Origin of the sequence: Collinsella sp. AM31-2AC, assembly GCF_003469285.1 — a bacterium.
Lineage (GTDB): Bacteria > Actinomycetota > Coriobacteriia > Coriobacteriales > Coriobacteriaceae > Collinsella > Collinsella aerofaciens_AT.
Genome location: NZ_QSJB01000011.1, coordinates 46,041 through 59,033, shown reverse-complemented (window position 1 = coordinate 59,033; position 12,993 = coordinate 46,041). Strand labels below are relative to the sequence as shown.

At 60.4% G+C, this 12,993-nt stretch carries 12 protein-coding genes; 8 read left to right on the top strand and 4 right to left on the bottom strand.

Annotated features, from left to right (window positions below):
- Positions 1-28 precede the first annotated feature (28 nt).
- Both DW796_RS06605 and DW796_RS06600 read left to right on the top strand, forming a co-directional pair.
- A complete protein-coding gene (locus DW796_RS06605) occupies positions 29-1,381 on the top strand; it encodes a hypothetical protein (RefSeq protein ID WP_118094636.1) in 1,353 nt (450 codons plus the stop codon).
- Positions 1,382-1,408: 27 nt separating this feature from the next.
- A complete protein-coding gene (locus DW796_RS06600; protein WP_055252024.1) occupies positions 1,409-1,600 on the top strand; it encodes a hypothetical protein in 192 nt (63 codons plus the stop codon).
- Positions 1,601-2,035: 435 nt separating this feature from the next.
- Here DW796_RS06600 and DW796_RS06595 read toward each other — a convergent pair whose 3' ends face one another.
- A complete protein-coding gene (locus tag DW796_RS06595; protein ID WP_118094635.1) occupies positions 2,036-2,713 on the bottom strand; it encodes a DUF3800 domain-containing protein in 678 nt (225 codons plus the stop codon).
- 205 nt (positions 2,714-2,918) lie between these two features.
- Entirely contained in the window at positions 2,919-4,520 is a 1,602-nt protein-coding gene (locus DW796_RS06590) for a potassium/proton antiporter (protein ID WP_118094634.1), read from the bottom strand.
- Between the two features lie 253 nt (positions 4,521-4,773).
- Here DW796_RS06590 and DW796_RS06580 point away from each other — a divergent pair, with 253 nt between their 5' ends.
- Complete coding sequence (locus DW796_RS06580; protein WP_118094632.1) at positions 4,774-5,613, top strand: metallophosphoesterase family protein; 840 nt, start codon at positions 4,774-4,776, stop codon at positions 5,611-5,613.
- A gap of 61 nt (positions 5,614-5,674) precedes the next feature.
- Here DW796_RS06580 and DW796_RS06575 read toward each other — a convergent pair whose 3' ends face one another.
- Positions 5,675-7,249 carry a lipopolysaccharide biosynthesis protein gene (locus DW796_RS06575; RefSeq protein ID WP_233539696.1) on the bottom strand — a complete coding sequence of 525 codons (1,575 nt, stop codon included), beginning with the start codon at positions 7,247-7,249 and terminating at the stop codon, positions 5,675-5,677.
- Positions 7,250-7,601: 352 nt separating this feature from the next.
- Here DW796_RS06575 and pckA point away from each other — a divergent pair, with 352 nt between their 5' ends.
- The 5 genes from pckA to DW796_RS06550 all read left to right on the top strand — a co-directional run bounded on the left by pckA (position 7,602) and on the right by DW796_RS06550 (position 12,214).
- Entirely contained in the window at positions 7,602-9,272 is a 1,671-nt protein-coding gene (gene pckA, locus DW796_RS06570; RefSeq protein ID WP_187362381.1) for a phosphoenolpyruvate carboxykinase (ATP), read from the top strand.
- 227 nt (positions 9,273-9,499) lie between these two features.
- Positions 9,500-10,219 (top strand): B3/4 domain-containing protein, encoded by a 720-nt coding sequence (locus tag DW796_RS06565; RefSeq protein WP_118094631.1) that lies wholly within the window; start codon positions 9,500-9,502, stop codon positions 10,217-10,219.
- 173 nt (positions 10,220-10,392) lie between these two features.
- Positions 10,393-10,842: a MarR family winged helix-turn-helix transcriptional regulator gene (locus DW796_RS06560; RefSeq protein ID WP_022093866.1), complete on the top strand. Its 450-nt coding sequence runs from the start codon at positions 10,393-10,395 to the stop codon at positions 10,840-10,842.
- Between the two features lie 119 nt (positions 10,843-10,961).
- The gene (locus DW796_RS06555) at positions 10,962-11,816 is read left to right on the top strand and encodes a DegV family protein (RefSeq protein ID WP_117641033.1); all 855 of its coding nucleotides are present in this window, start codon (positions 10,962-10,964) and stop codon (positions 11,814-11,816) included.
- 77 nt (positions 11,817-11,893) lie between these two features.
- Positions 11,894-12,214 carry an MGMT family protein gene (locus tag DW796_RS06550; RefSeq protein WP_118094630.1) on the top strand — a complete coding sequence of 107 codons (321 nt, stop codon included), beginning with the start codon at positions 11,894-11,896 and terminating at the stop codon, positions 12,212-12,214.
- A 331-nt stretch (positions 12,215-12,545) separates the two neighbouring features.
- Here the strand turns inward: DW796_RS06550 and DW796_RS06545 are convergent.
- The coding region (locus tag DW796_RS06545) for a tryptophan--tRNA ligase (RefSeq protein WP_369832172.1) at positions 12,546-12,993 on the bottom strand (448 nt) is incomplete at its 5' end.

The following is a 12,993-nucleotide window of genomic DNA, read 5'->3' as shown; positions in this document are numbered from 1 at the left end:
GGCGTGCTGCGCGTGAGGAGGCCTTGCCATGGCGGAAGAACGTTCTGTTGGCGAGCTGCTCGATGAGCTCTTTGGCTTTGAGTCGGTAGCCAAGCGTCAGACGGCGCTTGAGCAGTACGATCGCGGGGAGTTATTGCGCAAGGCGCGCTCCCGCGAGCTGCTGGCCGTGATCGGGGGTGTCGAGGCTGCCGAGCGTGTTGCGCGTGAGTCTGCCGTGCGGGCCGTTGACGGGTATGTGCGCCGCGTTGAATCTGAATCGCTTGCGCGCGCTCGCAAGCAGGTAGGCGTTGTGGGCACGTTGCAGATGGAGCGGCGCTACGCTGCCTTTTTGCGTATGGAGGACAAGGCCGAGCTGTTGGCCCGCTTGGAGCAGACGCTTGCGTTTATCGAGGTAAAGCTGCGTGCCAATACGGCGGACAGGGTTCGTGCGGCATACGATGCTGCGGGGGCTTTGGTGTTGCAGGGCGCGGCGCGTCTGAGTGACGTGCGCGTTGTGGATGCCGCACCCTTGGATGCCGATCTGCTATGCACGCAGCTGGAGCAGCTGCGTTGCGCCGCCGATACAACGGACCTTGCCGGCATGATCACAGCGACGTTTGAGTCCGAGCTGAGTGCGACCGGCCCGCAGGGTGCTGACGCGTTTGCGAGCGATGTGGCTGGCGATGTGGCGCTGGAGTGCGAGCTTACTAATGTGCGCGGCGCTGCGCAGCGAGCGCGCTTGGCAGCCCAAGCGTATCGGGCCGAGCGCGCTGCCCGTGTTGCAGGGAGCACGGTGAAGCCGGTATCGTTGCCGGAGTCTGCTCGCGTTGCGTGCGGGACGGGGTACGATGCCGGGGAGCTTTCCGAGTTGCTCGCTCAGGTAAAGAAGTCGTTTGAGACCTATAGGCGCGTTGTTGCCGGCGGCGGGTTGTTCTGTGCCTTTGGTGCCGGTTCGCTGCATGGGATTTGCTGCGGCAGTAGTTATTTCGACTACGATGATCGACTTGACGAAGACGTATTGGTGGGCGAGTACGACGGTGCTACCAGGCACAATGTTCGGCGCGAAGTTGCGATTCCCGAGCTTGTGGACGAGGCTTCGGCCGACGGCGGCGACTCGCTCGAGGTTGCCGTGGCGCGCATGCGTGAGTTTAACGGACGGCGCTACGATGGTGTGCTGGACGAGGATCCTGCGCGCCATGTGAATGCGTTTTGGTATGGACTCAAAAAGCTCAGCCAATATTGCGAGGCCGCTGTGCGTGTGGATGAGCGTGCCTGGGATTGCTTTATCGATAAAGTACAGTTTGCCTACGATGAGCCCGTGGGCCGTTTGGCCATGCAGATGGACGACAAGCAGGTGGCGGCTTTTGTTGCTGCTGTGGAAGTGCTTGACGCTGGTGAGTAGGGGTCTGATCCGGTAGGGGGTTTCACCATGAAGATCGATGTTGATGTTGACCAGCTGCGCGAGGGTTTGCTCGACCGTGCGGGGAGTGCAGCCGGCGTGGGCTTTCCGGCCGCCATGCTCGACGTAGTGGATATCGAGGACGAGTCGCCCCAAGAGCTGCTAGCCCGAGCCGAGCGCGAAGGCCTCGACCTCCGCGACTTTGCCGTCGACGATGACTAGGGTAGCTAATTTGAGACGAGGCGTCTGCACCCGCGGCTGCGCGAAGATGAACGATAAACCGTCGCAATGGAGTCTAATGAGCTCGCGACCGTTCTATTTTGACTGCCTGCTGGCTAAGTGAGTAGGCTTTATTGGAAATCCTGAGCACACGACAAATTTGCTTTAACAAACTCGCAGGTCACAGACTTGTGCTTTGGTGACGTGGTCGGCGATTCGGTAAAAGTCTACTCACTTAGTTTTGCGAGACGCAAATTGCCCGCAATGTAGCTAATTTGGGACGGGGGTCTTTTAGCTACCTGTACCTCCCCTAGAGGCTAGGTAGGAATTGCGGCAACGTTACGCATAAAAAATGCCGGGGGGATCCCCCGGCCCTTGACTGCCCTCCATAAAGGAACGCAATCCATTTATACCATGGTTGCGATAAGAACGGCTGGCTCACTCGATTCTCTTTTTCCTCAGCTTCTTGACGAAGTTCTTTTTGAATGGGGCAATCGAGCCGAAGAATTCCGTGTCTGTTTTGGTCGCTGTCCCATTCTGGAATTTAAGGAGCGTGAGCTCAATTCCGCAAATATAGTCGGCGACCTGGGAGAGTCGGTATGTCTTGGGCGAAGCGTCGCGATATACCGTGGCCTTTTGGGAAATGGCCTTCTCGATGGCACCATGAAGTGCTCGCGTTACAACGCTTTGGCCTCCGTCGTAGTAGATCTTAACGTGGTCAAAGCTCTGTATATACGCCAAGTGATCTCTGAGAAATATTGTTACGTCGCGCTCGATCTTTGCGGAGAGCTTTTGCGGTTCGTAAAGGCCCTGTTTCTTATCGTAGATGAAGGGCTGATAGGTGATGGGGGAGCGGTCTACAAACTGGCGGAATAGGCTGAGCCGTTTCTTTCTGTTGCGAATGTTGACCCATTGATAATCATCGTGACCAGTGAGAAGAGGCCCAAAATGAAATGGCATAATATCGAGCTCGCAGTCTTTAACGTTGCGCTCGTATGCGGCGATATTTGCATTTAGCTCTATTGCCTGCTCATGAAAAACAAGGGTAACGATGTAGTAGCGAGATACGGGACCCGCGTCACCAGATTCGTCGATAAAGATCGACAGTTCCGTCATGAGGTGACCTCCAATTACGCAAAAAAAATGCCGGGGGGAAGCCCCCGGCTCTTGGAGGTCCCTCTATTCGAGGGTACCAACCCTTTTATACCACGAGACGAGGAGTCTATTCAAGTAGAAATTGTAATAAGCAAACACATGTTCGTCAATCTACCTGCGGGTATAGGAATACAAGGAGGGGCTGGGGTAGCTGTGCCTCTGGCCCCTATGACGCCAGCGTGGCGATGACGGCTTCGTCGCCGGCGTATATTAGGGTGTTGCCATCGGGAATGATCGTTTGGCCGTCGCGCTTGAGCATCACTACAATAAACGGATGCTTGCCTTGCGGCACATCGCGCAGGCGCTGACCGGCCAGGCGACCGTGGGGCGTCACGGTGACCTCGCGCAGCGTAACCTCGGCACGCTCTTCGAACGTTGGGGCGGCCATCACCAGCAGATCGCCTTCCTGGATCACGGTGTCGCCATTGGGCAGTACCGGATGCGCCCCGTCGCGCAGCACCAGGACCACGAGCATGTCCGTCGCGCTGCCAATGTCCGCGAGCGAGCGTCCGGCAAACGGATGGCCAGCGCCCACCTTGAGCTTTACAAACGACATGCCGTCCTCGTCGCGGTGGTCGTTAAAGGTGCGGCGCACGTCGCCGGTCGCATCGATCATATCGAGCTTCTTCGCCACCGCCGGCAGCAGCGAGCCCTGCACCACGATGCTCGACGCGGCAATCACAAACACCAGGTCAAATAGGTCGTGTCCGCCGGGAACGCCGGCCACCACGGCAAAGAGACTAAAGACGACCGAAGCTGCTCCGCGCAGGCCCGCCCAGCTTACGAGCGCGACCTGGCTGGGATTCGTCTTAAAGGGCGCTAGGAGCACGCCGACGGCGATGGGGCGGCTCACGAAGAGCATGAACGCCATGAGCGCCAGGCCCGGCAGCAGCATCTGCGGCAGGCGTGCGGGCGTTACGAGCAGGCCGAGCAAGAAGAAGATGGTCATCTCTGCCATCTCGGTGAGGGTGTCGAAGAAGTGCGCCATCTCGACCTTACCGGTGATGTCGCTTGCGCCCAGCACAATGCCTGCAAGGTATACGGCCAAAAAGCCGTTGCCGCCCAGGTAGCTCGGCAGCGCGTAGGCGACGATGGCCACGGCGAACAAGAAGATGGTCTGCGCGCCTTCGGCCGTTGCGTGTGCGCGCTCAATCAGACGGCTGGATGTCCAGCCGATGGCAAGGCCCAACCCCACGCCCAGGATGATCTGCTTGGTCAGCAGCACGGGAATGTCGATATTGCCGCCCGCCGCGAGGGTCGCGAGCACGGCGGTGAGCATGTAGGCGACGGGGTCGTTGGAGCCCGATTCGACCTCGAGCAGCGAGTCGGTGCCGCCCCTCAGCGAAAGGCTGTGCTCGCGCAGAACGCTAAAGACGCTGGCCGCGTCGGTGGACGCCACGACCGATCCCAGCAGCAGGCCGCCGATCCAGTCGAAGCCCAGCACAAAGTGGGCGAACACGCCGGTGATGCCTGCGGTGATGACGACGCCGAGCGTGCTCAGCAGCACCGCCGGCGCGGCGACGGGCTTGGCGCGGTCTATGTTGGTGTTAAAGCCGCCGTAGAACATGATGAACAATAGCGCCGTGCTACAGACGGTTTCGGTGAGTGCGTAGTCGCTAAAGTCGATATGCGCCGGGCCGTTGACGCCCAACAGCATGCCGAGCGCGATAAAGATAAGCAGGGTGGGGAAGGGGAGCTTTTTGCCGACGGGTTTGATGGTCAGGCACAAAATGATGACGAGGCCGATAAAAAGAAGGATCTGGTTCATGGATGGTGTCCGCTCCTGGGTGGTTGGCGTGGCACGGTTAGTTGTCTGCGGTTATTTGTACCCAAAGGTGGTGGGTTTATGGGGTTGGATTGCGGGCGTGCGCGATATCGTCATAGACGGCTGCCGTCTTTGCCTCTGCTCGGAAACCCTTTCCAGCTTTATTGCAACGGAGTACAATGGGTAACGTTTAAGTTCAACTTGAAGTTTTAGTTGCGGTTCCGGGCTTCGGTCGCAAGGTAGGGAAAGGCGTTCCATGGCGATCTATGTGACATCTGATGCTCACGGACACGTGCATGCGCTTGACGAGGCCCTGTCTAAGATCTCGTTGACGTCCGACGACACGCTGTACGTGCTGGGCGACATGATCGATCGCGGGCCCGATCCGGTCGGCGTTATTAAGCTCGTGCGCTCGCTGCCTAACGCCCGCGTTCTCAAGGGCAATCACGAGCAGATCATGCTCGATGCCATCATTGGCCAGGATCCGCTCGATGCCGAGACCTGGGATATCAACGGTGGCTGGACGACGCGCGAGCAGCTCAACGACATGGAATTTGAGGCATACGAGGAGCTCGTGCGATGGATGGCCGCGCTGCCGCTCTACGCGGTGGCCGAGACCGAGGAGCGCCCGTATCTGCTGGTACATGCTGGAATCGAGATGAAGGCGGCGCGCGCGTTTTTGCTTGAGCATGGCGTCGATTGTGCCGATGGCGTTGGAGCGGTGGGTGCCGATCGCGAGCTGCTGCAGCAGATGCTCGCGGTGCAGTCGGCCGATGACCTGCTGTGGATTCGTCACGGCTATTGGGATGCGCCGACCGGGCTGCTTTCTGCCGAGGGCAAGGGTCCGGTCGTGGTGAGCGGTCACACGCCAACGGTGTCGCTCGGGCGTTATTGCGAGGTCGGTGGTCTTGCGGGGCTCGATGAGGAGTCGGGCCGCGGGCAGATCGTGCGCCTGGGCGGCGAGGATGCCGCCGGTGTGCCCGATCGCATCGACATCGACTGCGCTGCCGCCACCGGCTCCGAGTTCGGTCGCGTGGGCATCCTGCGGCTCGATGATGGGGCGGAGTTCTACGCGAATATTCGCCCCGGGGAATAACGGCGCAAGAGGTTGGCGCCAAAACATCGACGTTTCTTTCCCCAATGTACCAAGGTGGGCGTTATACGCCGTACGGGTTGCGGTCGCGTTCTATGCGCTGGCGAATGTGGGCGTATTCGACAATCAACAGCACCAGGAGTAGGGCCATGATGGCTAGGTAGCTCACCACAGCGCCCATCAGACCCAGTAGCTTAATCAGGATCACCGGCAGCACCACGCTTACGGCGAAGCAGATCAGGTAGATTTTGGTGACGTCGCCGGCATGGCGCAGCACCGTGATAATGGCGTAGATAAAATCGATGGCCGCGGTTACGCCGCCGGCGACGACCATCAGCAGCGCCAGCGTACGGTAGCGTTCAAAGCTTAGGCCGTACATAAAGCTCATGAGGGGAATACCGGGACCTGCCATAAATGCGGCGCACACGCCGGTGATGACCACGATCAGCGCCATAACGGCAACAATAATCAGGTCAAAGCGACGACGCTTGCGAGGATTAGCCCAAATGCTCGACAAGCGCAGGAGCTGCGGTTTATAGATAAATCCAATGCTCAGCAAAATAGCCTGCGCCGGAAAGAACAGGGCATTAAAGTACAGCTGATATTTGTATGCCAGCGTGCCTTCCATCACAAACTTGGGCATGCTCTCAATAAGGTTGAACAGGAACAGTGCACCAAAGAGCGGGGCGCACTGGACAAACAGGTGGCCGACCTCGCGCAGGCTCACGTGGCGCGATTTTTCGGTCTCGAGCAGGGCAAGCGGCGCGGTGACCAGCACGAGCGAGGCGATGGCGGTGACACCCATGGCCATGGCCGCGATGGGCATGCTGCGCGTGAGGAACAGTGCCACGCTAAAGACCGCGATGACGCCGGCGGAACGCAGCGTTTGGCTCATGCCGGCCAAATAGAGCTTGTCGGCCTGCTGCAGGCGGCCCTCGTACACGTCGGCGATGCCGTCGATCACCTTATAGAGGTAGACGCCCAGGCCGATCGTGGCCATCTGCGCATCGTAGCCGCGGGCGCTGCTGTATACCAGGCCGCATGCCAGCGCGAGCGCTCCGCAGAGCCAGCGGTTGAGCTGGTAAGAGGCAAAGGACGTCTTTTCGTCGATGTCCGAGACCTGGAAATTGCGCACGCCGTAGTTGCACGCGATCATGATGAGCGTGCCGGTGACAAAGGCGATGGAGAATTTGCCAGCCTCCTCGGCGCCCGCGAGCTGTGTGGACACGATGGTGAGCAACGGAAACGCCATGCCCCACACGGCGGTGCCCAGGGTATTCCAAAGGTAGTCGCGACGGGTGGCGTGATCTTCGTACTCGGCTTCTTGCGTGGAGAAGCCGCCGCCGTAGACGGCTCCGAGCAGGCGGTTCCACCAGGCATTGACCATGCGGTGGATGGGGCCGGGCTGGCGATTGCGCTCGCGGCGACGGCGTGTGACCTGGCTGCTGTCGGGACCGCCGGCGTTACGCTGGCTTAGCTCTTGGATTCGTGCGAGCTCCTCGGCGGTGTGCGATGCGGGGAACAGGCCGTTCTCGATGCGTCCGCCCTGCCCGTGCGCCCCGTCCGATACGGTGGGGTCGGCGACGCCATTGCGGCGGGCGATGGCGCGGCGAATGCTATCGATGGGCGTGATGCTCAAAGCGGAGTCCTTTCTATTGCTGCGCTCTAGTATAGACGCGACGGTGTTCGTTCGTGTTTTTGAACAGGTTGTTCGATAATTTCGGCGGCGCCATTCAGTAGACGGCATTTGGGGACGTTCCTTATGTGCCGGCACTTTGGGAACGTCCCTAAGTGCCGGCATCCGGGGTCGCTCCTTGGTTGTTGCCTGTTCAAGAGTGTCCCTAACGACTAGGCCGCTTGCGTGCGATTTTTGACCGTTGGGCGGGCGCTTCGCCGTTGCCGCAAAAACGTTTTTGCATATCGGGTACAACGGGCTTTACGTGAGTAAAGTGCGCGCCTCGTCCACGTGTCGCGCTTTTAAAGGAGGCCCCATGCCAGGTATTACCCCTGCAGAAGTTCTGTCCAACTTTGGCATTACGCTGGTCGAAGATCCTGCCGAGAACCAGCCCCGCCTGCTGGTCGACCTGCCGGCAGCCGAGCTCGTCGAGCACGCCATCCGTCGCAACGAAGGTCGTATGGCCTCCAACGGCGCGCTGGTGATCGAGACGGGGGAGCGCACTGGCCGCTCGCCTAATGACCGCTTTATCGTTGACACCCCCGATGTTCACGACAAGATTGCCTGGGGTGCCGTCAACCGCCCGCTGTCTGTCGAGAGCTACGAGGCCATCAAGGCCGGCATCGTCGACTATCTCAACGAGCGCGACGTGTTCGTCACTCGCGGTATGGCCGGTGCCGACCGCAACCATACGCGTCGTCTGCTTGTCGCCTGCGAGCGTGCCAGCCAGGCGCTCTTTATTAAGCAGATGCTCGCCCGCCCGCTTGCCCGTGAAATCGCACGCACCGGCGAGCCGGACTTCTGCGTGCTCGCCGCTCCCGGCTACCAGTGCGATCCCGCCATCAAGGGCCTCAACTCCAGCGCCGCCGTGGTCATCAACTTCCAGGAGCGCGTGATTTTGGTTGCCGGCACCGGTTACTCCGGCGAAATCAAAAAGTCCATCTTCAGCGTCATGAATTACCTGCTGCCCGTCGAGGACGACGTGCTACCCATGCACTGCTCGGCCAGCATGGATCCCGTCACGCACGAGACCGCCGTGTTCTTTGGCCTTTCGGGCACGGGCAAGACCACGCTTTCGGCCAACCCCACGCGGCTGCTGATCGGCGACGACGAGCACGGTTGGTCCGACATGGGCATCTTCAACATCGAAGGTGGCTGCTACGCCAAATGCGAGGGCCTGGACGCGTTCCACGAGCCCGAGATCTTCAACGCTGTCCGCTTTGGCGCGATCTGCGAAAACGTGGTGCTCGACGAGAACCGCAAGCCCAACTACGACGACATCTCGATCACGCACAACACGCGCGTGGCATACCCTGTGGAGCACATTCCCAACGCGTGGACCAAGGGCATGGGCACCACTCCAAGCGTCGTGCTCTTCCTGACCTGCGATGCCTTTGGCGTGCTGCCGCCCATCTCGCGCCTGACGGCCGACTCCGCCATGTATCACTTTGTGACGGGCTTTACGGCCAAGATCCCCGGCACCGAGGTCGGCGTCACCGAGCCCACGCCCACGTTCTCTTCGCTGTTTGGCGAGCCGTTTATGCCGCTCGACCCCATGGTCTATGCCAAGATGCTCGGTGAGCGCATCGCCGACGGCCGCACGCGTGTGTACCTGGTCAACACCGGCTGGATCGGCGGCGGCTACGGCGTGGGTCATCGCATCGAGCTTGCCTACACGCGCGCCCTGGTGGCCCGCGCCCTCGACGGTACCATCGAGGACAGCGAGTTCGTGCACGACGACATCTTTAACGTCGACATTCCCACCACGTGCCACGGCGTACCCGACGGCATCCTGGTGCCGCGCCAGTATTGGCAGAGCACCGCTCGCTACGACGAGGCCGCGCACAACTTGGCCGTGATGTTCGAGGAGAACTTCGAGAAGAAGTACTCGCACCTGCCCGAATCCGTCAAGGCCGCCGGTCCGCACGCTCAGGTGCACGCCGACGCCCGTCATCGCGGCCACGGCCTGCTGGGACTTCGCCACTAGCGTCGCCTCAGACCCAAAACCACCATAAAGGGGACAGGCGCCTTTGTGGTGGTTTTACTCGCGCGGATGACTCGGGTTACAATACGCCTAACATATCGCTCCCTTCTCCGGATGGGGGCAGCGTAAGCGCTCTTGTGGCGGCACCGTAGGACTTTGAAGGTGGCCGTCGTAAGGGCACTTTTTGTTTAGGCACCCGGGCTCGGGCGCATGCTATGAAGGGAGAGCACATGAAGAGTTTCGTTGCCGAGGATTCGTTTTGGGAGCTATTTCCGCAGGCGGCTGTCGGTGTTGTGGTCGTAAAGGGCATGAAGCCCGCGGCTCAGATTCCTCAAGAGGACGTGGACGCGATTGCGGCGTTGCTCGACCGCGCCAATATCGACGCGGAGCGTCATCTGACCAGCGATACTATCAGCGAGAATGCGCCGGTTAAGGCATGGCGCGAGGCATATCGCCTATTCAAGACCAAGAAGGGCGCGCGTTGCTCAATTGAGAACCTGCTCAAGCGCGTGCTCAAGGGCAAACCGGTGGGCCACATTACGCCCGCGGTGGACATCTACAACACGGTGTCGCTGACCTACGCGCTGCCCGTTGGCGGCGAGGATCTACATGCTATCGAGGGCGATCTGCGGTTGGCGGTGACCGACGGTGGCGATTCATTTCTGCCGCTTGGCGAGGAGACAGATGACCCGACGCTTCCCGGCGAGCTCGCCTACATCGATGATGCGGGCGCCGTGTGCCGCTGCTGGAACTGGCGCGACGGCGTTCGCACGGCGCTGTCCGACGATTCGGCCGATGCGTTCCTGGCGATTGAGTGTGTGGAGCCCGAGCGGATGGGGGATTGCCAGGCCGCGATCGATCGCTTGGCTGAGTTGCTCGAGCGCTATCTGGGAGCGACGGTTGTCGTTAAGACGCTTGTGACCCGCGACAATCCTTGCGTGGAGCTGTAGCGAAGTCTGCGGATCAAACTCGATGCCCCAAACCACCACAAAGGTGCCTGTCCCCTTTGTGGTGGTTTTTATGTTGATGGGTTAACAAATGGGATATTTGGGTATGGGTGTTGCCTTGTGCGGCTAAGATGTTTACCCGTAAGCATTATGCAAGCGAAAGGCGGTCGTCTCCCATGCAGCAGAACGACGAGACACGTTTCGAGGACTTTGTCGGACTGATCAGCGGGCTCTACAAGGAGATCCAGCGCATTAAGACATCCGAGGGCGCAAGGCTGGGCCTCAAGGGCTCCGACGTTATGTGCCTGTACTATCTTGAGCGCAGCAAGGACGGCCTGACTGGTGCTGACCTGGCTCGCATGGCAGGCGTGACCCGTGCCGCCGTCTCGCGCACGCTCGCGCATCTGGAGGAGGGCGGTTACGTTGAGGTCGATGATTCGGGCGATGCCGCCGTTAAGTATCGTGCTCCGGTGCGCCTGACCGCTCTAGGCGGCGAGAGCATGAGCGAGGCGGACCGCATCATTCGCGAGGTGCTCGATACCACCGGTAAGGCTATGGGTGTGGAGCAGCGCGAGCAGATGTATGCGTCGCTGCGCACGATTCTCAACACCTTGCGCGAGATCTAGAGCCGCGCTGGAGCTAGCTTTCAGCCAAGAACTGCATCGTCCCGTTTGAGCGCGTACGCCGTGCCGGGACATTGCTGTCAAAATTCCCTGCGCGAGACCTGCGCAAGAAAGGATTCGTTATGTCCGTCCGCATTATTACCGATTCCGCAAGCGATATGTCGCCGGCGGAGCACCCCGCTCTGCGCGTTCTGCCGCTGTCCGTCACCTTTGGCACCGATGTGTATATGGATGGCGTCGACATCGATCACCAGCGCTTTTACGAGATGCTCGTGGAGCGCGATGAGCTGCCCAAGACCGGCCAGGTCAACCCGTACGCGTTTTCGCAGGCGATTGCCGAGGCGCGTGAGGCCGGCGATGAGGCTGTGATTATTACCGTGGGCGCTAAGCTTTCGGGCACCAATCAGAGTGCCCGCACCGCACTTGCCGAGGCGCCGGGCGGCGACATGTTCGTCGTGGACAGCAATAACGTGACCTTGGGCGAGCGCGTGCTGGTCGAGTATGCGCTGCGCCTGGTGGACGAGGGCCAGGGCGCGGCTCAGGTTGCGGCGGCTGTCGAGGCCGTGCGCGACCGCGTGGTCGTCATCGGCCTGCTCGAGACGTTGGAGTACCTGGTGCGCGGCGGTCGCCTGTCTGCTGCGGCCGGTGCCGTGGGTACGCTGCTCAACGTAAAGCCCGTGGTGGCTGCCGAGGACGGTCTGATCGTGCAGCTGGGCAAGGCGCGCGGTTCCAAGAACGGACGTAACCTGCTCAACCAGAAGGTCGAAAAGGCGGGCGGCATCGACTTTTCCATGCCGCTGGCGCTCGGCTATACGGGCCTTTCGGATGCGGTGCTCAAGAAGTATATCGAGGACAGCGCGGCACTGTGGGCTGGCCACACCGAGGGCGAACTGCCCGTTCACACCATCGGCGCCACCATCGGCACCCATGTAGGCCCCGGCGCCGTAGCCGTAGCCTTCTTCCAGCCCGTTAACTAGCCCACCTGCCAAAACCACCACAAAGGGCGGGCACCTTTGTGGTGGTTTATGCTATTCCGGGTGGAAGGGAGCGAGCAATGGCGTCTGAGGGCTTTTTTGATCGGGTGTACGAGGTGGTCGAGCAGATTCCCGAGGGGATGGTCGCCACGTATGGTCAGGTGGCGCTGCTTGCTGGACGTCCACGAAGTGCGCGGTACGTGGGGTATGCCCTGCATGGCAATCCGCGCCCCGGCGAGATTCCCTGTCACCGCGTGGTGTTTGCCGATGGCCGCATATGCGATGGTTTTGCTTTTGGCGGTCCCGATGCTCAACGTGAGCTTTTGCTAGGGGAGGGTGTGGCGTTTAAGGACGACATGCACGTCGACTTGGCCGCCTGTCGCTGGGCTGCAGGGCTCTAGCGGCTCTGCCGTGGCTTAAACCACCACAAAGGTGCCTATCCCCTTTGTGGTGGTTTTGGCAGGTTTACCGAGGTTAACTTATGGAGAAGGTATGTCGGCGCGGTTTGTCGCAGCAAAGTAAACCACGGTGAACTATATTGTTTTCAGCAACGGAGCAGGCAATAGGCGATGAAAAAGCCTGCCCTGTTGAGTTTGATTCGCATTCCTCCCCTCTGTGCGATTCAACGGTGTACTTCGGGAACAGGCCCGCTGGCAACTATCTGCCAGCGGGCCTGTTCCTGTTTCGGTGAGGATTCAGCCTCACCGTCTATGTTGTGCGAAGGCGCTTTGCCTAGTACACCATGCCCATGGCGTCCTGAACCTCGGCAAGGGTCTGCTCGGCGATCTCATTGGCGCGACGGTTGCCCTCGTGCAGCACGTCCTTCACGTAATCCAGATCGTTCTCATAGCGCTGGCGACGCTCGCGGATCGGCGCGAAGTACTCGTTGACGGCCTCGGTCACGTACTTCTTGAGCTGGCCGGAGCCACCCATGCCAATCTCCTCGGCAATCTCGACTTCGGAACGGCCGGTGCAGATGGCGGCCGTCGAAAGCAGACCGGACACGCCGGGGCGGTTCTCGGGATCGAACGTGATCATGCGCTCGGAGTCGGTCTGGCTCTTCTTGATGCGCTTGGCCGTCTCCTCGGCGGTCATCGAGATGTTGATGGCGTTACCGTAGCTCTTGCTCATCTTGCGACCGTCCAGGCCCGGCAGCAGCGGGGTCTCGGACAGCAGTGCG

What these genes read in the sequence shown, in the direction of transcription:
- DW796_RS06605 (WP_118094636.1), top strand. Translation starts at nt 29, where the DNA reads ATGGCGGAAGAACGTTCTGTTGGCGAGCTGCTCGATGAGCTCTTTGGC.
- DW796_RS06600 (WP_055252024.1), top strand. Translation starts at nt 1,409, where the DNA reads ATGAAGATCGATGTTGATGTTGACCAGCTGCGCGAGGGTTTGCTCGAC.
- DW796_RS06595 (WP_118094635.1), bottom strand. Translation starts at nt 2,713, where the DNA reads ATGACGGAACTGTCGATCTTTATCGACGAATCTGGTGACGCGGGTCCC.
- DW796_RS06590 (WP_118094634.1), bottom strand. Translation starts at nt 4,520, where the DNA reads ATGAACCAGATCCTTCTTTTTATCGGCCTCGTCATCATTTTGTGCCTG.
- DW796_RS06580 (WP_118094632.1), top strand. Translation starts at nt 4,774, where the DNA reads ATGGCGATCTATGTGACATCTGATGCTCACGGACACGTGCATGCGCTT.
- pckA (WP_187362381.1), top strand. Translation starts at nt 7,602, where the DNA reads ATGCCAGGTATTACCCCTGCAGAAGTTCTGTCCAACTTTGGCATTACG.
- DW796_RS06565 (WP_118094631.1), top strand. Translation starts at nt 9,500, where the DNA reads ATGAAGAGTTTCGTTGCCGAGGATTCGTTTTGGGAGCTATTTCCGCAG.
- DW796_RS06560 (WP_022093866.1), top strand. Translation starts at nt 10,393, where the DNA reads ATGCAGCAGAACGACGAGACACGTTTCGAGGACTTTGTCGGACTGATC.
- DW796_RS06555 (WP_117641033.1), top strand. Translation starts at nt 10,962, where the DNA reads ATGTCCGTCCGCATTATTACCGATTCCGCAAGCGATATGTCGCCGGCG.
- DW796_RS06550 (WP_118094630.1), top strand. Translation starts at nt 11,894, where the DNA reads ATGGCGTCTGAGGGCTTTTTTGATCGGGTGTACGAGGTGGTCGAGCAG.